This window comes from Flavobacterium circumlabens (assembly GCF_004345565.1).
In the GTDB taxonomy this organism is placed as follows: domain Bacteria; phylum Bacteroidota; class Bacteroidia; order Flavobacteriales; family Flavobacteriaceae; genus Flavobacterium; species Flavobacterium circumlabens.
In genome coordinates, this window is sequence record NZ_SLWA01000006.1 from 283,705 (window position 1) to 304,485 (window position 20,781).

General features: G+C 35.2%; 19 protein-coding genes. 12 read left to right on the plus strand and 7 right to left on the minus strand.

The window, feature by feature from the left end; translation table 11 throughout:
- Positions 1 to 123 precede the first annotated feature (123 nt).
- The 5 genes from porX (at position 124) to EV142_RS15975 (ending at position 4,662) form a co-directional block, all read left to right on the plus strand.
- Positions 124 to 1,677: a T9SS response regulator signal transducer PorX gene (gene porX / locus EV142_RS15955; RefSeq protein ID WP_132036842.1), complete on the plus strand. Its 1,554-nt coding sequence runs from the start codon at positions 124 to 126 to the stop codon at positions 1,675 to 1,677.
- Between the two features lie 273 nt (positions 1,678 to 1,950).
- A complete protein-coding gene (gene tsaE / locus EV142_RS15960; RefSeq protein ID WP_132036843.1) occupies positions 1,951 to 2,358 on the plus strand; it encodes a tRNA (adenosine(37)-N6)-threonylcarbamoyltransferase complex ATPase subunit type 1 TsaE in 408 nt (135 codons plus the stop codon).
- A gap of 125 nt (positions 2,359 to 2,483) precedes the next feature.
- Positions 2,484 to 2,957 carry a GNAT family N-acetyltransferase gene (locus EV142_RS15965; protein ID WP_132036844.1) on the plus strand — a complete coding sequence of 158 codons (474 nt, stop codon included), beginning with the start codon at positions 2,484 to 2,486 and terminating at the stop codon, positions 2,955 to 2,957.
- A gap of 85 nt (positions 2,958 to 3,042) precedes the next feature.
- Entirely contained in the window at positions 3,043 to 4,242 is a 1,200-nt protein-coding gene (locus tag EV142_RS15970) for an alanine dehydrogenase (protein WP_132036845.1), read from the plus strand.
- A gap of 36 nt (positions 4,243 to 4,278) precedes the next feature.
- Positions 4,279 to 4,662, plus strand: coding sequence for a DUF4258 domain-containing protein (locus EV142_RS15975; RefSeq protein WP_132036846.1), 384 nt, complete (start codon positions 4,279 to 4,281; stop codon positions 4,660 to 4,662).
- 175 nt (positions 4,663 to 4,837) lie between these two features.
- Here the strand turns inward: EV142_RS15975 and EV142_RS15980 are convergent, their stop codons facing one another.
- Positions 4,838 to 5,503, minus strand: coding sequence for a uracil-DNA glycosylase (locus EV142_RS15980; protein ID WP_132036940.1), 666 nt, complete (start codon positions 5,501 to 5,503; stop codon positions 4,838 to 4,840).
- A 130-nt stretch (positions 5,504 to 5,633) separates the two neighbouring features.
- Between EV142_RS15980 and EV142_RS15985 the strand changes: the two genes are divergently transcribed.
- Complete coding sequence (locus EV142_RS15985) at positions 5,634 to 7,799, plus strand: endonuclease MutS2 (protein WP_132036847.1); 2,166 nt, start codon at positions 5,634 to 5,636, stop codon at positions 7,797 to 7,799.
- A gap of 322 nt (positions 7,800 to 8,121) precedes the next feature.
- Complete coding sequence (locus EV142_RS15990; RefSeq protein ID WP_132036848.1) at positions 8,122 to 8,535, plus strand: thiol-disulfide oxidoreductase DCC family protein; 414 nt, start codon at positions 8,122 to 8,124, stop codon at positions 8,533 to 8,535.
- Between the two features lie 258 nt (positions 8,536 to 8,793).
- Here the strand turns inward: EV142_RS15990 and ettA are convergent, their stop codons facing one another.
- The 3 genes from ettA to holA all read right to left on the minus strand — a co-directional run bounded on the left by ettA (position 8,794) and on the right by holA (position 11,820).
- Positions 8,794 to 10,485, minus strand: coding sequence for an energy-dependent translational throttle protein EttA (ettA, locus tag EV142_RS15995; protein ID WP_132036849.1), 1,692 nt, complete (start codon positions 10,483 to 10,485; stop codon positions 8,794 to 8,796).
- A gap of 79 nt (positions 10,486 to 10,564) precedes the next feature.
- Positions 10,565 to 10,747, minus strand: coding sequence for a CAL67264 family membrane protein (locus EV142_RS16000; RefSeq protein WP_057122980.1), 183 nt, complete (start codon positions 10,745 to 10,747; stop codon positions 10,565 to 10,567).
- A 68-nt stretch (positions 10,748 to 10,815) separates the two neighbouring features.
- Positions 10,816 to 11,820, minus strand: a complete 1,005-nt coding sequence (holA, locus tag EV142_RS16005; RefSeq protein ID WP_132036850.1) for a DNA polymerase III subunit delta — start codon at positions 11,818 to 11,820, stop codon at positions 10,816 to 10,818.
- Between the two features lie 95 nt (positions 11,821 to 11,915).
- On the opposite strand from holA, the gene EV142_RS16010 reads away from it, so the two are divergent.
- Genes EV142_RS16010 through EV142_RS16020 form a run of 3 tightly spaced genes read left to right on the plus strand, consistent with a single transcriptional unit; the run spans position 11,916 to position 14,271 of the window.
- Positions 11,916 to 12,365 (plus strand): type I restriction enzyme HsdR N-terminal domain-containing protein, encoded by a 450-nt coding sequence (locus EV142_RS16010; RefSeq protein ID WP_132036851.1) that lies wholly within the window; start codon positions 11,916 to 11,918, stop codon positions 12,363 to 12,365.
- Between the two features lie 20 nt (positions 12,366 to 12,385).
- Positions 12,386 to 13,405: a glycosyltransferase family 2 protein gene (locus EV142_RS16015; protein WP_132036852.1), complete on the plus strand. Its 1,020-nt coding sequence runs from the start codon at positions 12,386 to 12,388 to the stop codon at positions 13,403 to 13,405.
- Between the two features lie 32 nt (positions 13,406 to 13,437).
- Complete coding sequence (locus EV142_RS16020) at positions 13,438 to 14,271, plus strand: OmpA/MotB family protein (protein ID WP_132036853.1); 834 nt, start codon at positions 13,438 to 13,440, stop codon at positions 14,269 to 14,271.
- A 191-nt stretch (positions 14,272 to 14,462) separates the two neighbouring features.
- On the opposite strand, the gene EV142_RS16025 is transcribed toward EV142_RS16020, so the two are convergent.
- The 3 genes from EV142_RS16025 to EV142_RS16035 form a co-directional block, all read right to left on the minus strand.
- Positions 14,463 to 15,083, minus strand: coding sequence for an L-threonylcarbamoyladenylate synthase (locus EV142_RS16025; RefSeq protein WP_132036854.1), 621 nt, complete (start codon positions 15,081 to 15,083; stop codon positions 14,463 to 14,465).
- Between the two features lie 69 nt (positions 15,084 to 15,152).
- Positions 15,153 to 17,489 (minus strand): ATP-dependent helicase, encoded by a 2,337-nt coding sequence (locus tag EV142_RS16030; protein ID WP_132036855.1) that lies wholly within the window; start codon positions 17,487 to 17,489, stop codon positions 15,153 to 15,155.
- Positions 17,490 to 17,635: 146 nt separating this feature from the next.
- Positions 17,636 to 18,403, minus strand: a complete 768-nt coding sequence (locus EV142_RS16035) for a sulfite exporter TauE/SafE family protein (protein ID WP_132036856.1) — start codon at positions 18,401 to 18,403, stop codon at positions 17,636 to 17,638.
- Between the two features lie 123 nt (positions 18,404 to 18,526).
- On the opposite strand from EV142_RS16035, the gene EV142_RS16040 reads away from it, so the two are divergent.
- Together EV142_RS16040 and EV142_RS16045 are read left to right on the plus strand one after the other, a co-directional pair.
- Positions 18,527 to 19,048: a DUF7935 family protein gene (locus EV142_RS16040; protein ID WP_132036857.1), complete on the plus strand. Its 522-nt coding sequence runs from the start codon at positions 18,527 to 18,529 to the stop codon at positions 19,046 to 19,048.
- 448 nt (positions 19,049 to 19,496) lie between these two features.
- Positions 19,497 to 20,723 carry a hypothetical protein gene (locus EV142_RS16045; RefSeq protein ID WP_132036858.1) on the plus strand — a complete coding sequence of 409 codons (1,227 nt, stop codon included), beginning with the start codon at positions 19,497 to 19,499 and terminating at the stop codon, positions 20,721 to 20,723.
- Positions 20,724 to 20,781 lie beyond the last annotated feature (58 nt).

Consider the following 20,781-nt stretch of genomic DNA (forward strand, 5'->3'; position numbering starts at 1 on the left):
CTCCAACAACAATTGAGCAAAAGGTATTTGAAAAAAAACATAATTTGTTATTCTTAATTTTATACTATTTTTAATACTTTTTAAGTTCTATACCTTTAAATTGCATTAAAATTAATTTTGTTTATGGATAAGATAAAAATACTTTGGGTCGATGACGAGATCGATCTTTTGAAACCACATATATTATTTCTTGAAAAGAAAAACTACGCTGTCACCACTTGCAATAATGGTTTAGACGCAATTGCATTGTTTGAGGAAGATAATTTCGACATTGTTTTTTTAGATGAAAATATGCCCGGAATGAGCGGTCTGGAAACACTTTCTGAAATGAAAGAAAAAAAATCAGCCACTCCGATGATTATGATTACCAAAAGTGAAGAAGAATACATCATGGAAGAAGCGATTGGTTCTAAAATCGCCGATTACCTGATAAAACCGGTAAATCCAAATCAGATTTTATTGAGCCTGAAAAAAAATCTGGACCATTCGAGATTAATATCCGAAAAAACAACTCTGGATTACCAGAAAGAATTCCGAAAAATCTCAATGGAATTAGCCATGGTTAACTCCTTTGAAGATTGGGTTGAATTATACAAGAAATTGATTTTCTGGGAATTAGAACTCGAAAACATCAATGATCAGGGAATGATTGAAATTCTCGAGTCTCAAAAGGTAGAAGCCAATTCCCAATTTGGAAAATATATCGAACGCAATTACGAAGACTGGTTTGCGCCAAAAGCAGACAAACCGATTCAGTCACATACTTTATTCAAGGAATTGGTGGTTCCTGAAATCAAAAAGAAAGACAAACCTATTTTGTTCGTTGTCATTGATAATTTGCGCTACGACCAATGGAAATCTTTTGAAACTGTTGTAGCCAACTACTATAAATTAGAAAAAGAAGTCCCGTATTTTTCTATTCTTCCAACTGCTACACAATATGCAAGAAATGCTATTTTCTCCGGTTTATTGCCAACAGAAATGGAAAAACAATTTCCACAATATTGGAAAAATGACGTCGAAGACGGAGGAAAAAACCTCTATGAAGCCGAATTTTTAAGCGCACAATTAAAACGTCTAGGTCTGAATATAAAGGAAGATTATTTTAAAATCACCAATTATGCAGGCGGAAAAAAACTGGCCGAGAACTTCAAAGCGTTAAAAGGCAATGATCTGGTAACGGTGGTCTATAATTTCGTCGATATGTTATCGCACGCCAAAACCGAAATGGACGTCGTAAAAGAACTCGCCTCTGATGATAAGGCATATCGCTCCCTGACCCTAAGCTGGTTTAAAAACTCTCCTTTACTGGAAATTATACAGCAGGCACAACTTTTGGGTTTCAAACTGATCCTGACTACCGATCACGGAACTATAAATGTAAAAAATCCATCAAAAGTTGTCGGAGATAAAAATACAAGCTTAAATTTGCGTTATAAAACAGGTCGTAGTCTGACCTATGAACAAAAAGATGTTTATGTTGTCAAAGAACCAAAAGATATTGGTTTACCGGCCATAAACATGAGCAGTTCATTTATATTCGCTAAAAATGATTTCTTTTTGGCCTACGTAAACAACTATAACCATTATGTGAGTTATTATAGAAATACATACCAGCACGGTGGAATTTCATTAGAAGAAATGATTATTCCGTTTTTGGTATTCAACCCTAAGTAGGAAAGTTTTTAGTCGCAGTTTACAGCTTTTACGCGGAGACTGAAAATTGAGACTTATTTAAAATAAATGCCACAGATTTCACAGCTTCACACAGATTAAAAATCAATAAAATCTTTTTAATCTGTGGCAAAAAAAAGTTTTAAGTCGCAGTTTTAGTTTTCAAGCTGAGACTGACAACTGGGACTTGTTTAAAAATGCCACGAATTTTACAAATTTCTTTCATCAAAATTCGTGAAATTCTTGACAAAAAAAATTATCACTAAATAATTAACAATGAATATCGTTTTTTCATTAGATCAGATTAAAGAAGTAGCAGCACAAATTTTGACTCAGAACCCAAAGAAAATCATTCTTTTCAACGGAGAAATGGGCGTTGGAAAAACTACTTTAATCAAACAATTGTGCAAAACCCTTGGAGTTGAAGACGCCACAAGCAGTCCGACTTTTTCTTTGGTTAATGAATACTATACGTCTGACAACCAAATTGTTTATCATTTTGATTTTTACCGTTTGAATAAAGAAACAGAAGCACTTGATATGGGTGTTGATGATTATTTGTATTCCGGTAATTGGTGTTTTATTGAGTGGTCAGAAAAAATAGGAAGTCTTATTCCCGATGAACATTCTGTTATAACAATTGAGTTATTGGCTGATGGAAAAAGGGAATTGAATTTAGCTTAATTATTGCACAGAGAGGCACTAAAATGGTACGGAGAAAAACAAAAAAACGTCTAAAAGTTTTGTGAATCTTTCCGAAATCTCAGCGAATCTTTGTGAATGACCTGATTATAATAAAATTATTAAAAATGAATCCGCAGCATAAAGTAGAAATAATTCCTTATTCAGCTGATCTAAAAGAGGCTGTCAAAATCCTGAATACAGAATGGCTGAAAAAGTATTTCAGAGTGGAGGAAAAAGATGAATTAGTCCTTTCGAATCCACAGGAATATATTATTGATAAAGGCGGATTTATTTTCTATGCCAGATATAACGATGAAATCCTTGGAACTTATTCGTTGCTAAAAACAGATGACTCAACATTCGAACTCGGAAAAATGGCGGTTTCGGATAAAGCGCAGGGACTTGGAATTGGCAACAAAATGCTGGTACACTGCATGGCTGTAGCTGAGGAAAATAACATTAAAAAACTGTTTTTATATTCGAACAGGATATTGCTTCCGGCGATTCATCTGTATGAAAAATTTGGTTTTAAGGAAATTCCTTTGGAAGAAGGGATTTATGAAAGAGCTGATATTAAAATGGAAAAAATAATGCCCTAATTATTAATGTTTTATTAGCAGAATATTTCTACTAATTTTAAAACTTTTTACGTAATTTGTACCCTTAATATTTTTTGAATAATACATGTCAATTACCTTAACTCCATTTACGAAACAACAATTGTTGCCACAAGAAGAAAAACTTGAAGTTGGCCGATTTAAAAGAGAGCTTTTTATAGGAATTCCTAAAGAAACAAGTTATCAGGAACGTCGTATATGCCTGACTCCGGACGCTGTGAACTCATTAACTTATGAAGGCCATCGCGTTATGATTGAATCCGGAGCCGGAGAAAGTTCAAGTTATACTGATAAAGAATATTCAGATGCCGGTGCAGAAGTAACAAAAGACACCAAAAAAGTATTTGGCTGTCCGATGCTCCTTAAAGTAGAACCACCGACTTTAGCTGAAATCGAAATGATTAATCCTGAAACGATTATCATTTCAGCCATTCAGTTAAAAACAAAGAAGAAAACATACTTTGAAGCTTTATCACAAAAAAAGATAACCGCACTCGCTTTTGAATATATTAAAGATGAAGACGGATCTTATCCCGCTGTAAAATCATTAAGTGAAATTGCAGGAACTGCTTCCATACTTATTGCAGCAGAATTAATGATCACCGATGAATTTGGGAAAGGCCTTTTATTTGGCAACATCACAGGCGTCCCTCCTACTGAAGTTGTTATTTTAGGAGCCGGAACCGTAGGGGAATTTGCCGCTAAAACAGCCATTGGTCTTGGTGCAAACGTAAAAGTTTTTGATAATTCAATTACTAAATTGCGTCGCTTGCAGAATAATTTAAATCAAAGAATTTTTACTTCTACCGTTCAGCAAAAAGCATTACTGAAAGCATTAAGACGCTGCGATGTGGCTATCGGAGCCATGCGCGGAAAAGAACGTTGTCCTATTATAGTCACAGAAACTATGGTAGAACACATGAAAAAAGGTGCCGTAATTGTTGATGTAAGCATCGATACCGGAGGCTGTTTTGAAACCTCTGAAGTTACGACGCATGAAAAACCAACCTTCATCAAAAGCAATGTTTTGCACTATTGCGTACCCAATATCCCTTCCAGATATTCCAAAACCGCCTCACTTTCAATAAGTAACATTTTAACCCCATACCTGCTTCAAATAGCAGAAGAAGGTGGCTTGGAAAGTTCTATCAGATGCAATAAAGGCCTGAAAAACGGAGTGTATCTCTATCATGGAATCCTGACCAATAAAGCTATTGGAGAATGGTTTGATTTACCGGATAACGATATCAATTTACTTGTGTTTTAAAGGAACTTTAATGTACCTTTGCAAAAAAAATATTTCATGAAGTTCGTACATCGTTTTGCTTATTATTTGATTGGTCTTATTATGGGATGCTTTTTTGTAGCCCTTGTTTTTAGTGGAAAAGACACCAGATGCAATTACTTTCCAAATGCCCGTGTTTTAAATAATCTGCGTACAAAACCTTTTGAATATTCTCCAAAAGCAATTCAGACATTAAATGAAAAATGGGTTGATACTGCCGATATCCGAAAAACGTTAACTTACGGAGATGTTGATTTTGATCAAAGCAATGTGCCTTTCAAAAAAGGAAAACTTTATATCATTGAAGGCAAAATAAAAGAACAGGAAATTATCCTAAAAGTAATCAATTACGAAAACAAAGCTGTTTTAGACGAGATTGTTAAAAAACCTGTCGAAAAATAGTTCCTAAAGTCTAATACTAATCGAGGTTTGTCATTTCGAGGAACGAGAAATCACATCCACAGAGCAACGAACCGTTAATCCGTTATGTGATTTCTCGTTCCTCGAAATGACAAGATTCTGAGAAATATTTTAAACCAATGTGATATGTGACTAAAATCACTTCTATGGTTTAAGATTACCATTCAATTTCTTTAATCCCTTTTGATTTCAGGAAAGTATTAGTCTGACTAAAATGTTTGTTCCCAAACCAAAATCCTCTGTTCGCGCTTAAAGGAGAAGGATGTCCCGATTTTAAAATATGATGTTTTGCAGCATCAATTAAGGCTGCTTTCTTCTGGGCAAAACCTCCCCAAAGTAAAAAAACGACATTTTCACTCTCAGCCGAAATTTGCTTAATAACGGCATCTGTAAATTTTTCCCAGCCTTTTCCCTGATGGCTTCCGGCTTCAGATTGTCGGACTGTTAAGGTAGCGTTTAAAAGAAAAACACCCTGATCTGCCCAACGTTCCAAATTACCTGTTTTTGGTAATGGTTTATTTAAATCTGTTTCGATTTCTTTAAAAATATTCTGGAGAGAGGGCGGAAATGAAATTCCGTCATTTACAGAAAAACACAATCCATTGGCCTGATTAGGTCCGTGATAGGGATCCTGTCCAATAATGACAACTTTTACCTGATCAAAATGACAATGGTCAAAAGCAGAAAAAATCTGACTTCCTTTTGGATAACAAACTTTGGTAGTGTATTCTGATTTTACGAAAGCAATTAATTCGTTGAAATAGGTCTTTTCAAACTCCTCTTTCAAAACGGGCTTCCAGGAATCATGCATTTTAACGTCCATACTTTTTTTATGCGAATTTCGGAATTTTTTTATTGCAATCATATTTACACACTATAAAATTAGAGCAAAACTTTACCTCATTCAATGCTACAATTTTTGTACTTTTGCGTGACTTTCATAAAGAGAATAAATGATCAGTATTACCGAAAAAACATTACAAGACTTACAATTTCCAACCGTACTCGAAACCATTTCAGCTGGTTGCAATACCGACATTGGAAAGGAAAAAGCTTTACATATAACTCCATTTAGAGACAAGGAAACTTTGATGCAGGCTTTGATGCAGACATCAGAATATGTTTCGTCGTTTCAGAATAATAACGCAATTCCAAATCATGGTTTTGACGCGATAACGCACGAAATTAAATTTCTGGCCATAGAAGACAGTTTTCTGGAAGTAGGCAGTTTCAGGAAAATTGCGACACTTTCATCAACATCGAATTTCCTGGTGAATTTCCTTAAAAAATTTGATGATTATTATCCGAATTTAAATGCAAGGGCTTCAAGAGTCGAATATACAAAAGATATAGTAACGCTAATTGATGCGATTGTAGACAAATATGGAGAGATAAAAGACAACGCCTCGCCTGCCCTTTTGAGCATTCGACAAAATATGAATATCGTTCGCGGCAAAGTAAACCAAAGTTTCGGAGTTGCCCTTACACACAATAATAGTCTTGGTTATCTGGATGATATTAAGGAAAGTTTTGTACAGAACCGCAGGGTTTTGGCAGTTTTGGCCATGTATCGCCGCAAAGTGAAAGGTTCTATTTTAGGAAGCTCCAAAACCGGAAGTATTGCCTATATCGAGCCGGAAGCAACCTTGCAGTATTCGCGTGAACTTAGCAATCTTGAATACGAAGAGAAAGAGGAAATTATGCGAATTTTAAAGCAACTATCAAATTCAATTCGTCTTTTTTTACCGTTATTGATTGAATATCAGGAGTTTTTAAGTGATATTGATGTTGTTGCCGGAAAAGCAAAATATGCCAACAGGATCAATGGAATTCTTCCGACCATTACAGAAGAAAGAAGATTATTCTTCAGGGAAGCCTATCATCCGATTTTGTATCTGAATAACAAACAAAAGAACGAAATCACCCACCCACAAACTATTGAATTAAAACAAGATAACCGAATAATTGTTATTTCAGGACCTAATGCAGGAGGAAAAACAATTTCGCTTAAAACAGTGGGTTTGCTGCAATTGATGTTGCAGTCCGGAATGCTGATTCCGGTACACGAACGCAGCGAAACTTTCCTGTTTGACAGAATCCTGACCGACATCGGTGATAATCAATCCATTGAAAATCATTTAAGTACCTATAGTTATCGATTAAAAAACATGAATTATTTTCTGAAAAAATGTAATAAAAAAACCATGTTTCTGATTGATGAATTTGGTACAGGTTCTGATCCTGAATTGGGTGGTGCTTTGGCAGAGATTTTCCTGGAAGAATTCTATCATCGTGAAGCTTTCGGAATTATCACCACGCATTATTCTAATCTGAAGATTCTCGCCAACGAATTGCCTTTTGCCACAAACGCCAATATGATGTTTGATGAAAAGTCATTAGAACCCATGTATAAACTGGCTCTTGGTCAGGCCGGAAGTTCGTTTACATTTGAAGTTGCCTTAAAAAACGGCATTCCGTTTGGATTGATTAATCGTGCGAAAAAGAAAATTGAAGTCGGTAAAGTCCGTTTTGATAAAACGATTGCAACTCTCCAGAAAGAACGTTCCAAACTCGAAAAAACTTCTATCAATTTGAAAGAAGAAGAAACCCGTGCGCGTGAGGAAAGCAAAAAAATGGAAAACATCAATGTAAAAATCAAACAAAAACTGGAAAGCTATCAGGAATTGTATGACAGCAATCAAAAGACCATTTACGTTGGACAAAAAATAGAGGACATCTCGGAGAAATATTTCAATAACAAAAATAAAAAAGAACTGATTGGCGAATTTTTGAAAATTATTGAAATTGAAAATTCAAAACGTAAAAAAGCAACTCCGAAAGAAGCAAAAGCCATAATCGAAAAGAAAAAAGAAGTTATTGCCGAAATTACTGTACAAGTTGAAGAAATTCGAAAAGAGAAAAAAGAAAAAAAACTCAAACCTGTTATTGAAAAACCAAAACCAATTCTGAAAGTTGGTGACAGAGTAAGAATGCTGGATGGCAGGTCTGTTGGCAGCATCGATTCAATTGAAAAAAACAAAGCAACAGTAAATTACGGAATCTTTACTTCAAAAGTAAGTCTGGACGAATTGGAATTTGTTGAAGCGGGGAAGAAATAGTTTTCAGTTTTTAGTCGCAGTTTTCAGTGTTTAAAAATATGAAAATTGGGCAGAAATTAAAATAAAGCGATTTAAACAAGCGTCTGCTTTAAAACTATAAACGAATTTGTAAAATTTAAAAAAATCGCTTAAAACTTATTTATGAAGGTTGTTTTTGATTTGTAAAATCTATACAAAAAACTATTTTCATAAACAAAACGAATAGTTTAAAAAAGCTTTTATCATGAAGCTTTTTTATTTGATGGAAAGATCGCCCGCAATCTTGTCATTTCTGTAAATCATACATTAGCTTTGAAAAACCTCGAAAACTAAAATTCAAAAAATGAAAGACTTTCCAGAAAACAAAAAAATAATCCTCTTCGACGGAGTCTGCAATTTATGCAATGGCGCGGTTCAGTTTATCATCAAAAATGATAAAAAAGATATTTTTAGGTTTGTAGCGCTGCAATCGGAATTGGGAATTGAAATTTGTAATCATATAGGTGTTGATCAAAATAAAATTGACAGCATTATTTTATATCATCCGGGTGTTGCTTATTATTATAAATCTTCAGCTGTTCTTGAAATTAGTAAAGATTTAGGTGGAATTTATAGTTTAGTATCATTCTTTAAAATTTTTCCGGAAAAGTTTCGAAATTACATTTACGATTACATTGCTAAAAACCGTTACAAATGGTATGGCAAAAAAGAAAGCTGTATGATTCCTACTCCGGAATTGAAGGCAAAATTTCTTTAATTCCAAATTTTTTAAAAATTCCAATCTTTTAAATTCCAAATTCTAATTCTTCAGCGTAGTATTGTCATTTCGAGGAACGAGAAATCTTCGCGAGAAGCTCGACAAATATTTTATTTTCGTTGCGGAGTTAGTTGCTAAGATTTCTCGTTCCTCGAAATGACAAAATGGCTTGGATCATAACTACTAGAAATAAAAAATCCCAAATTCAATTTTTTACAATTGGAATTTGGGATTTTTAAATTTGAAATTATTAGAAAATTATCTAATTAGTTTTTTGTATTTCAAACGTTTTGGAGTTAAATCACCACCTAAACGTTTCTTTTTATTTTCTTCATATTCAGAGAAACCACCTTCGAAATAATACACTTCAGAATCTCCTTCGAATGCCAGAATGTGTGTACAGATTCTGTCTAAAAACCATCTGTCGTGCGAAATAATTACGGCACAACCTGCAAAATTCTCTAAACCTTCTTCAAGTGCACGAAGTGTATTTACGTCTAAGTCGTTCGTAGGCTCATCCAGTAAAAGTACATTTCCTTCTTCTTTCAATGTCATAGCTAAGTGCAAACGGTTACGCTCTCCACCAGATAACATTGATACTTTTTTATTTTGCTCACCTCCACCAAAGTTGAAACGAGATAAATAAGCTCTTGAGTTTACTTGCTTTCCACCCATCATAACCAATTCCTGACCATCAGCAAAATTTTCCCATATCGATTTATTCGGATCGATATTAGAGTGAGACTGATCTACGTAAGCAATTTTAACTGTTTCTCCTACTGAAAATTCTCCGCTGTCTGTTTTTTGCTCTCCCATGATCATTTTGAAAATAGTGGATTTACCAGCACCATTTGGTCCGATAATTCCAACAATTCCGGCTTGTGGCAAAGTGAAATTCAAATTATCATATAATAATTTATCTCCAAAAGCTTTGGCAACATTTTTTGCTTCGATAACATTCGTACCTAAACGTGGACCATTTGGAATGTAGATTTCCAGGTTTTCGTCCAATTGTTTTTGATCTTCGTTCAATAATTTATCATAGTTCTGCAAACGCGCTTTTTGTTTCGTCTGACGGCCTTTCGCTCCCTGACGAACCCAGTCCAGCTCACGCTCTAACGTTTTTCTGCGTTTAGAAGCTACCTTTTCTTCTTGTGCCATACGGGTTGATTTCTGGTCTAACCAGGAAGAATAATTTCCTTTCCACGGAATACCTTCTCCTCTATCCAGCTCTAAAATCCAACCAGCAACATTATCAAGGAAATATCTATCGTGCGTTACAGCAATTACAGTTCCTGCATATTGCGCTAAATGCTGCTCTAACCAAAGTACAGACTCAGCGTCTAAGTGGTTGGTAGGTTCATCAAGTAACAATACATCAGGCTGTTGTAACAACAAACGACATAAAGCAACACGACGACGCTCACCTCCCGAAAGATTCTTGATTGGTGTATCTCCTTCCGGCGTGCGCAAAGCATCCATTGCTATTTCAAGCTTAGTATCGATTTCCCAGGCACCAAGAGCATCAATTTTGTCTTGCAAAGCGGCCTGACGATCCATTAATTTGTCCATTTTGTCCTGATCTTCGTAATTTTCAGGAAGACCAAATAAATCATTAATTTGATTGTATTCTTCTAAAACTGCCATAGTTTCTGCAGCTCCTTCACGAACAATTTCAATAACGGTTTTAGAATCATCAAGAATTGGTTCCTGTTCTAAATAACCAACTGTATAACCTGGTTGAAAAACAACATCTCCCTGATAGTTTTTATCAACTCCTGCAATAATTTTTAATAAAGAAGATTTTCCAGAACCATTAAGACCTAAAATACCAATTTTGGCTCCGTAAAAGAAGCTTAAATAAATATTTTTAAGCACCGGTTTGTCTGCTCCCTGATAGGTTTTACTCAATTTTTGCATTGAGAAAATTACTTTCTTATCGTCTGACATTCTATTTATTTTAAATTTTTAATTATTTATTTTCTATTGTTTTATTGCAATTGATATTTGCAATTGACATTGATTCCTATTAAACCCTGCCTTTCAAAGCATTAAAAACCCAGGCATTAGCAAAAAACCCGACACCTACTGCTACAAATCCCCAGCCGGATACATCGCTGTATCGGAAAGCTCCAAGACCTATAAGTAATAATCCCATAAGTACCATTATAAAAGTTGCCCATCCTAAAACGGTATTTTTATTCATTCCCATAATTATTAGTTATTTTTTTAATCTCATTTATTTTTTTCGGAAATGCAAATATCGTGAATTTTCACGGCTTAATTAAATATTTTGTAAAGCATTTCTTTTAACAAATCCGATTGAGATAAAGCATTAGCTCCAACTCCCTTACTTTTTACATCAATATCACGCAGCGCACCCACGATCTGACTCACTTTTCGCATCGGATAATTCTTTATGGCCAAATCATATTCCTTTAGAAAATAAGGATTTACGCCAATCGCTGCGGCCACATTCTTAGGGTTCTTATCTTTAAGTCCGTGGTATTTTAAAAGTTGAATAAAAAATCCAAAAACCAATCCCGTTGTCATGACAAGCGGATATTCTTTAGGATTATGGGCGAAATTTGCAGCAATTTTATAGGCCTTAATCTGATTTCGTTCGCCAATTGCTTTTCGAAGTTCAAAAACATTATAATCTTTACTGAAACCGATATTTTCTTCAATATGTTGTGGCGTAATTACAGTTCCCTGAGGCAAAATAATCTGTAGTTTTTCAAGTTCATTATTGATTTTACTCAAATCGGTACCCAAAAATTCCACTAACATAGCGTTTGCCTTCGGATCAATGGTATATTTTTTTCTGGCCAGTACACGTTTGATCCAGTCACCCACCTGGTTTTCGTATAACTTTTTACTTTCGTAGACTACTCCTTTTTGGGCTAATAATTTAGTGACTTTTTTACGCTTATCGAGTGTTTTGTATTTATAACAAAAAACAAGTACGGTAGATTCCATCGGATTATCTACATACGATTCAATTTTATCAATCGTTCTGGATAAATCCTGTGCTTCTTTCACAATAACAACCTGACGATCAGACATCATAGGATAGCGCTTGGCCGTTGACACAATATCCTCGACAGAAACATCCCTTCCGTACAAAACAGTCTGATTAAACCCCTTTTCTTCCTCTGAAAGTACATTCTGCTCAATGTATTCGGACAGTTTATCTATATAATAAGGTTCTTCCCCCATTAAAAAATAGATTGGTTTTATATTTCCGGCCTTTATATCATTAACAATTTTTACAACTTCGTCCATTAAAATTTTGTTTCAGGTTTAAAGTTTCAGGTGCTTGCTTCAATAACTTGAAACTTTAAACCTGAAACTTGAAACCATTTTTATATTTTTGCTTTATGCTAAGATTAAATTTCCCTAGTTATACTTTCCGATTCAAAAATAGCGAAAATAAAGTGTCTATTTTTGATGAAATCAGGAAAAAATTTATCATTCTTACACCCGAAGAATGGGTCCGGCAGCATGTTGTTCATTATTTAATGAATGAAAAAAAATACCCGAAGTCGCTCATCAACGTAGAGAAGGTTCTTACAGTCAACGGATTGAGAAAACGCTATGATGTTGTCGTTTTTAATTCGGATGGTTCTATACATATATTAGTAGAGTGCAAAGCTCCGGAAATTAAAATTTCGCAGGCAACTTTTGATCAGATTGCACGTTATAATATGACAATGAAGGCACGGTTTTTGAACGTCACCAACGGTCTGAATCATTTTTATTGTCAGATGGATTTTGAAAATGAAAAGTATGAGTTTTTACAATCCCTACCCGATTACAAGCAGATTTAACAAATTATAATAAAGTACTTTTGGATAAAATAGCAGTCGTCATTTTAAATTGGAACGGGGTGAAATTGTTAGAACAATTTTTACCATCCGTCGTTCAATTTTCGGCAGGAGCCACTATATATGTTGCAGATAACGCGTCAACAGATGATTCTGTAAATTTCGTCAGAGAAAAATTCCCCACCATTAAAATTGTACAAAACAGCGGTAATCATGGCTTTGCAAAAGGCTATAATGATGCTTTACAACATATTGATGCAGAAATATATGCTCTGGTTAATTCTGATATTGAAGTAAGCGAAAACTGGCTGAAACCTATTATTGAGACCTTTGAGATTGAAAATCAAACTGCTATTATACAGCCCAAAATTCTCGACTTTAAAAATAAGGAATACTTTGAATATGCCGGTGCAGCCGGTGGTTTCATCGATAAATACGGCTATCCGTATTGTCGCGGACGTATTTTTGAAACCATTGAAAAAGACAACGGTCAATATGATGATAATTGTGAATTGTCTTGGGCTTCCGGAGCTTGTTTCTTTATAAGAAAACAAGTCTATCACGAATTAGGCGGTTTTGATGAATCCTTTTTTGCACATCAGGAGGAAATCGATTTGTGCTGGCGTGCTTTGAACGAAGGCTACATTATTAAATACAATTCCCAATCAACTGTTTATCACGTTGGAGGAGCAACTTTACAGCATGGAAATCCGAAAAAGACCTATTTAAATTTCAGGAATTCATTATTAATGCTGGTAAAAAACCTGCCTAAAAAAAGAATGTTTTTTGTGATTTTTACCCGAATGATTCTGGATGGAATTGCCGCTATCCGGTTTCTTACACAGGGAAAATTTCAACATACTTTTGCAATTTTGAAAGCCCATTTTTCATTTTATTGCATATCTTTAAAATATATAAGGAAAAGAAAAGATTTTCAGATACAACAATACTATACCGTAAAAAGTATCGTTTACTTGTATTACGTAAAGAAATTGACGGTATTTAAAGAAATCTTTAACAGAATTCAAAATATTAAAAACTAAATTTGTAATCAACGTCTAATTAAATTAAAATTATGAGAAAAATAGTAATTGCACTATCAGTATTAATGGCTTTAACATCATGCGTTTCTAAAAAGGAATATGCAGCTTTGGAAGCTAAGAACAAAGAGATTCAGGACTTATTAAATTCTTGTACTGTAAAACTTAATTCATGTTTAGAAGAAAAAGCAGGATTGGCAGCTACGGCGGAAAGTTATAAACAACACAATCAGGACTTAATAAGCAGCTCTAAAGACTTAACTGTATTAACTACAAAAGGTGCTGAAAATCTTGAAAAATCTTTAGAAAGTTTAAAAGAAAAAGATTTAAAAATATCCAGATTACAAGACGCTTTAACTAAAAAGGACAGTGTAACTCTCGCTTTAGTAACAAGCTTAAAAGGAGCAGTTGGAATTAATGATCCGGATATCGAAATCAACGTTGAAAAAGGAGTTGTATTTATCTCTATTGCTGACAAATTATTATTTAAAAGCGGTAGTTATGATGTAAGCGATAAAGCAAAATCTGTTTTAGCTAAAGTGGCTAAAGTTGTAAACGACAAACCAGATTTCGAATGTATGGTTGAAGGTCATACAGATGATGTTCCTTACAAAAGTAATGGCGTTTTGCTAGACAACTGGGATCTAAGTGTTAAACGTTCTACTTCAATCGTTCGTGTATTAACAAATGATTTAGGTGTTAACCCGGCGAAATTAATTGCTGCTGGTAGAAGTTCATATGTGCCTTTAGTTGCAAATGATTCTCCGGAAAATAAATCCCGTAACAGAAGAACGCGTATTGTTGTTATGCCAAAAATCGATCAGTTCTATGATATGATTGAAAAAGAAATGAAAAAACAGGCGAAATAAAAAACAATATTTCTTTATTATAAAAAACAGAAAAAGCAGGTCTAATGACCTGCTTTTATGTATTCTTAACTTTTTTAATAACCAATTAAATATAAATCAAGAATAGCATTATTTTCAATTAACTAACTAAATTTTAACTGATATTAAAGTTAGTTATTATTTTTTGATTATTATACAATTTAAGTTTTTTTTTACAAAATCCCAATATCTCCTTTTCCTTCTCTCACAATTACCGGTTCATGCTCTGATAAATCAATAATTGTTGAACCTACATTATCTCCGTAACCACCATCAATAACAAGGTCTACCAGGTTTTGCCATTTTTCAAAAATCAATTCCGGATCAGTTGTATATTCAATTACATCATCTTCATCCCGGATTGAAGTGGACACCACCGGATTCCCTAATTGCCTTACGATTTCCAAGATGATATTATTATCGGGAACACGGATACCAACGGTTGTTTTCTTTTTAAATTCTTTTGGTAAATTATTATTTCCCGGTAAAATAAAAGTATATGGGCCTGGCAATGCTCTTTTCAGGATTTTGAAAGTTGCAGTATCAATCTGTCTCACATAATCGGAGAGATTACTTAAATCATGGCAAATAAAAGAGAAATTTGCTTTTTCTAATTTTACCCCTTTGATTTTTGCAATTTTTTCTAATGCACGTGAATTTGTAATATCACAACCTAGACCGTAAACAGTATCCGTTGGATAAATTACTAAACCTCCATTCTGAAGCACTTTTACAACTTTAGCAATTGCGGCTTCACTAGGTTTATCGGGATATATTTTTATAAATTCTGCCATTTCTTTTTGTTTAAAAGTTTAATTTATTTCTGGTTTCACGTAACTGAATCCTGAAACTTAAAACATTATTTATCCTACCACATCCAACTTAGCAAATCGTAGTAAAAGTTTTTTGATTCCGCCAACTTCAAATTTGATTTCGGCTTTTTTATCTGGCCCTACACCTTCCAGATTAACGACTTCTCCTTTACCAAAACGTTCGTGCATGACAATATTTCCAACAGTTAATTTGCTGTCAAATAAATTGGGAGCGCTGATATTTGGGTTATTACCTGCAACTGGTTTTAGTTTCCGAATATTCAAATCCGGTTTAGGCTCGTTATCTGTTATATATTTAGGCGGAGTTCCTCCTACCGGTTTTGCCAATCGTAACTTCGATTTATCAATATCTCCAAAAATATCGCTGTCAATCATTGGTTTGTAACGATAATTACTTTCTGCGGGTGTTAAATACTCTAAATATTGCGGATCAATTTCTTCCACAAATCGGGATGGCTCGCTATCTGTTAGTTTTCCCCAGCGGTATCGTGATTGAGCGTAGGTTAGATAGGCCTGATGTTCCGCACGTGTCAATGCCACATAAAACAAACGTCTTTCTTCTTCCAATTCACTTCTTGTGCTCATACTCATGGCGCTTGGAAACAAATCTTCTTCCATTCCGACTACGAATACATGAGGAAATTCAAGTCCCTTTGCCAGGTGAATGGTCATCAGGGCCACACGATCTTCATCGCTTGTATCTTTATCTAAATCTGTGGCGAGTGCTACGTCTTCCATAAATTCAGACAAAGCTCCTCTTGCGCCATCAATTTCTTTCTGCCCTTCAGTAAAATCTTTTATACCGTTTAAAAGTTCTTCGATATTCTGAATTTTAGCCATTCCTTCGGGAGTAGCGTCTTTTTTAAGTTCCTGAACTAAACCGGTTTTTTTCGCTACATAATCGGTAATATAAAAAGCATCCTGATTCTGATCAATAACCTGAAAACTCTGGATCATTGTCACAAAATCATTTAGTTTTTGTTTCGTTCCCGAATTCAGTTTCAGGTCAATTTTATCAATATTGACCATCACTTCCCAAATCGATCTTTTGTAATGGTTGGCTGCAATAGTTAGTTTTTCAACTGTTGTATCCCCAATTCCACGTGCCGGATAATTGATCACACGAATTAGCGCTTCTTCATCCTTCGGATTAATCACGAGTCGAAGATAACAAAGTACATCCTTAATTTCCTTACGCTGATAGAAGGATAAACCTCCATAAATCCTGTACGGAATATCACGTTTTCTAAGGGCATCCTCCATCGCACGTGATTGTGCATTGGTACGATATAAAATTGCAAAAGAACCATTATGCAGTTGATTCTGCATTTTTTGCTCGAAAATGGTACTGGCCACAAAACGACCTTCTTCGGCATCTGTTAAACTGCGGTGTACTTTAATTTTTGGTCCGAAATCATTCGCTGTCCAAACGATTTTGTCCAGTTTTGTTTTATTTTTATCAATGATCGTATTCGCTGCTTCAACAATATTTTTTGTGGATCGGTAATTTTGTTCGAGTCTGAAGGTTTTTACCCCTTCGTAATCCTTTTGGAAATTCAAAATGTTATTGATATTCGCTCCACGGAAAGCATAAATACTCTGCGCATCATCTCCTACGACACAAATATTCTGAAATTTATCTGATAAAGCCCTGACAATCAAATATTGGGAGTGGTTGGTATCCTGGTACTCATCTACCAGAATATAACGGAAACGATTTTGATATTTGGATAAAACTTCCGGAAAACGGGTTAGCAATTCGTTGGTTTTCAATAACAAATCATCAAAATCCATTGCTCCTGCCTTAAAACATCTGTCTACATACTGCTGGTAGATTTCTCCTAGCCTTGGTTTTTTTGCCATGGCATCGGCTTCCTGCAATTCGGGATTATTGAAATACGCTTTTACCGTAATCAGACTGTTTTTATAACTTGAAATTCGGCCTAAAACCTGCTTTGGTTTATAAACATCACGATCCAGCTGCATTTCCTTGATGATGGAAGAAATTAGTCTTTGGGAATCCTGTGAATCATAAATGGTAAAATTGGAAGGATATCCCAAGTGTTCCGATTCTGAACGCAGAATACGTGCGAAAATCGAGTGAAATGTTCCCATCCAAAGGTTTTTTGCTTCGGCTGGTCCTACAATATCTGAGATCCTGTGCTTCATTTCACGAGCTGCCTTATTCGTAAAAGTAAGCGACAAAATATTAAACGCGTCAACGCCCTGATGCATCAAATAAGCGATTCTGATGGTTAAAACACGTGTTTTTCCCGAACCTGCACCAGCAATAATAATCATTGGCCCGTCTTTTTGCAGAACGGGTTCTCTTTGCGCTTCGTTTAGCTGGTCAATATATTTATGCATGAATTTTTTTCTGTTTATGCAAAAATAAGAATTAAAGATGGAAAAAGAAAGTGACTAAGCTGCTATGATGATATTAAAACTATAAGTTTTCAGGAGCATCCTAATTTATAAAAGTGAGCAAATGAGTAACTTAATATCCCAGCAAATTACTTATAAAAAACATCGTAAGCGAAACGAATCAAAGTGCCGATTACTACAACCAAAAAGAAGATTCTGATAAAACCATTTCCTTTATTAATTGCCAATTTAGCCCCCAGCCAGCCTCCCAACGCATTACTGGCAGCCATTGGTAATGCGATTGCCCAGATTATTTTTCCTTTGGAAATAAACAGACATATCGAACCAAAATTGGTTGCCAGATTTACCATTTTGGCATTCGCGGAAGCGTGCAGGAAATCGAAACCCATTAATGCTATAAAGGCTACTACTAAAAAACTTCCTGTTCCGGGGCCAATAAATCCATCGTAAAAACCAACAACCATGCTAATTACGACCGCATATAAAATTTGTGTTTTTTCTGAATTTTCTTTAGCCACATGCTGTCCGAAATTTTTCTTTGCATAGGTATAAATCAGTAAAATGGATAAAACCACCAGTAAAAGCGGTTTCATAAAGTCATTACTCACATATGTTAATATAGTTGAGCCCAGAAAAGCCGAGGGAACTGCCAGGAACATCATAATCAATAATAATTTCCATTGAATCACTACTTTTTTCAGATATTGAAAAGCAGCAAAAGCCGTACCGCTGAAAGCCGGTAACTTTAAAGTCCCGATAACCGTGGAAACTGGCAAATTGGGTAACAGGATCAATCCCATTGGGGTTTGAATCAATCCTCCGCCTCCCACTATAGCATCAATAAATCCTGCAGCAAAGGCCGCTAAACAAAGTAAAATAATGATGTATGATTCCATTTCTGTTGTCTTTCAGTCCGTTTAAAGAATTGTGCACAAAAGTAGAATTCCATTTTGTTTATTACAATAATTTTAAAGTGGATTTCTCCTCAAAAAGTATATTTTTGTTGAAAAATTACTAAAATGGATTTTACAAGAATTATAGAATTAGCAAGTTATACTTTACCAGCCATTGTTACCGGATTTGTGGCCTACAGTTTTTTTGAATTACATATTAAAAACAACGACAGAAAACGTGCTTTCTTATTGAATAAACAAGCACACAGCGAATCCCTGCCAATTCGTTTGCAGGCTTACGAGCGCATGACTTTATATTTAGAGCGTATCAACCTGACTAAACTACTGATAAGAATTGCCCCCATTTCTAATGAAAAGCATGATTACGAAAATTTTGTAATCGATCAGATTGAACAGGAATTCGAACACAATCTAACACAGCAGATTTATATGTCTGATGAATGCTGGACTATTATTACAACGGCTAAAAACTCAACGATACAAATTATTCGTAAAGCGGCAATGAGTGACCGCGTCGACAGTGCTGATAAATTACGTGAAGTAATTTTGAACGATTTATTAGAGAAACAATCTCCAAGCAATGCTGCTTTGGGATATATTAAAAATGAGGTATCCGGGTTGTGGTAAAAACCACTTACCATAACAGCTAAAACAAGTATATTTCTTTAATGCCAATACCCATTATTGGTCGAATACATAACACATTAAAGCAGGCATTCCCTTATGGATGCCTGCTTTTTTTATGGGGGGAACTCTTTCGTAATGAGAGCGTTTTTCTTATGTTTCATTTTTCTTCTTTCATGACAAGAAATCTCCTGCTCCTGTCATTTCTTCTCAAATACGGCGCTATGCCCAGTACTTTTATTTCAGAATAACAAATGAAAAGCTAGCATCGTTTGTTTCTCCACTTATTACTAAAATGATTTTCGACAATAAAAACCAACATGTGTTTACATGATATTGAGAGAAAGTTATTGTCTCCATTTTATTTTAAACAATAAGCAAATCAACCGAAGAACAGGGAAGAAAACCGAAAAACCCTAAAAAAGAGTAGGTGTCAAATCAACCAATAATTATGTCTAAAATTTTAAACGTAGAAAACGGGGCTGTGTACGAAGGGTACGACAGTCTTGCGGCCTCAGAGTGGTGTACACCATCATTTCTGGGTTGTAGCATGTGCATCTCTGCCAGTGCTATAAAAGGCCAGGTTACAATAACACTAGGATTAAAAACTCCTTTTGGAAATGTAACGAAAAGCTTTAGCTTTAATACCAATACAAGTTTTACATGGCAGCCTTTTAGTAAATTCAAAATTACAGTAAGCATCACTAACTTCAATGAAGCCAGTGGTGTTTTTAGTTTTGACCTGGGTCTGAACCCATGTGTAGACGTTCCGTTCCTTGGATGGAAATGTTTCAACTACAGCCATACATTCTCTGTACCTTTATTGCTTGCCGGTATCCAAAGTGAGATCGATGACAGCCAGTTTACAAGTTTATTAACGTTGCATGCGAGTGGTTCCCTAAATGCAGCCTGCCAATGTGATGATAAAGCCTCTCCATTATTGAAAGGTGATATCTACACCAACTATCTAAACAGTCAGGCAGGTTTTCCAACCATACCAATTACACAGTGTTTTCCAATACCAACGGTACAATGTGTTCCGACTATTACGTCATGTGTAACAGGCATCTCTCCAATTTGTCTGACGCAACAGAATGCTAATGTAAATGCTGCAGCAATACCTACATTACCTGTTAATCAGTGTATCCCAACGGTATCTTGTATCCCGACATTATCTTGTATTCCAACAGCTTCCTGCACAGGAATACCTTTTATTTGCAGTGGTGTCGCTCAAAATGCTGATAATACTGCAAATACAGAAAGCAGAACACTGTTTTGTTTTCCAACCTATCCACCGGTATGCAGATCGCTAAGTGGTACTGATGCAAATGCAAATGCGGCTGCTATACCTACTTTACCTGTTAATCAGTGTATCCCGACGGTATCCTGTATTCCAACATTATCTTGTATCCCAACAGCATCCTGCACCGGAATACCTTTTATTTGTAATGGTGTTGCTCAAAGCACAGGTAATGTAAATGCGGGGTTACCACATACACTTTACTGTCATCCCACAATACCACAGATATGCAGAGTCTCAGGAACTCCTGCTGATGTGAATGCTGCTGCAATACCAACATTGCCGGTAAATCAGTGTGTACCTACTGTATCTTGTTTTCCAACAGTATCTTGTATCCCTACTGTATCTTGTACGGGAATACCATTTATCTGTCCATAATACCTAATTTAAAAAATCGCAGGATCTGAAAAATCCTGCGATTCTTTTTTAACTCTTA

Bases quoted from the DNA above. Each gene is read 5' to 3' on its own strand.
- porX (WP_132036842.1), top strand. From the start codon at position 124: ATGGATAAGATAAAAATACTTTGGGTCGATGACGAGATCGATCTTTTG.
- tsaE (WP_132036843.1), top strand. From the start codon at position 1,951: ATGAATATCGTTTTTTCATTAGATCAGATTAAAGAAGTAGCAGCACAA.
- EV142_RS15965 (WP_132036844.1), top strand. From the start codon at position 2,484: ATGAATCCGCAGCATAAAGTAGAAATAATTCCTTATTCAGCTGATCTA.
- EV142_RS15970 (WP_132036845.1), top strand. From the start codon at position 3,043: ATGTCAATTACCTTAACTCCATTTACGAAACAACAATTGTTGCCACAA.
- EV142_RS15975 (WP_132036846.1), top strand. From the start codon at position 4,279: ATGAAGTTCGTACATCGTTTTGCTTATTATTTGATTGGTCTTATTATG.
- EV142_RS15980 (WP_132036940.1), bottom strand. From the start codon at position 5,503: ATGGACGTTAAAATGCATGATTCCTGGAAGCCCGTTTTGAAAGAGGAG.
- EV142_RS15985 (WP_132036847.1), top strand. From the start codon at position 5,634: ATGATCAGTATTACCGAAAAAACATTACAAGACTTACAATTTCCAACC.
- EV142_RS15990 (WP_132036848.1), top strand. From the start codon at position 8,122: ATGAAAGACTTTCCAGAAAACAAAAAAATAATCCTCTTCGACGGAGTC.
- ettA (WP_132036849.1), bottom strand. From the start codon at position 10,485: ATGTCAGACGATAAGAAAGTAATTTTCTCAATGCAAAAATTGAGTAAA.
- EV142_RS16000 (WP_057122980.1), bottom strand. From the start codon at position 10,747: ATGGGAATGAATAAAAATACCGTTTTAGGATGGGCAACTTTTATAATG.
- holA (WP_132036850.1), bottom strand. From the start codon at position 11,820: ATGGACGAAGTTGTAAAAATTGTTAATGATATAAAGGCCGGAAATATA.
- EV142_RS16010 (WP_132036851.1), top strand. From the start codon at position 11,916: ATGCTAAGATTAAATTTCCCTAGTTATACTTTCCGATTCAAAAATAGC.
- EV142_RS16020 (WP_132036853.1), top strand. From the start codon at position 13,438: ATGAGAAAAATAGTAATTGCACTATCAGTATTAATGGCTTTAACATCA.
- EV142_RS16025 (WP_132036854.1), bottom strand. From the start codon at position 15,083: ATGGCAGAATTTATAAAAATATATCCCGATAAACCTAGTGAAGCCGCA.
- EV142_RS16030 (WP_132036855.1), bottom strand. From the start codon at position 17,489: ATGCATAAATATATTGACCAGCTAAACGAAGCGCAAAGAGAACCCGTT.
- EV142_RS16035 (WP_132036856.1), bottom strand. From the start codon at position 18,403: ATGGAATCATACATCATTATTTTACTTTGTTTAGCGGCCTTTGCTGCA.
- EV142_RS16040 (WP_132036857.1), top strand. From the start codon at position 18,527: ATGGATTTTACAAGAATTATAGAATTAGCAAGTTATACTTTACCAGCC.
- EV142_RS16045 (WP_132036858.1), top strand. From the start codon at position 19,497: ATGTCTAAAATTTTAAACGTAGAAAACGGGGCTGTGTACGAAGGGTAC.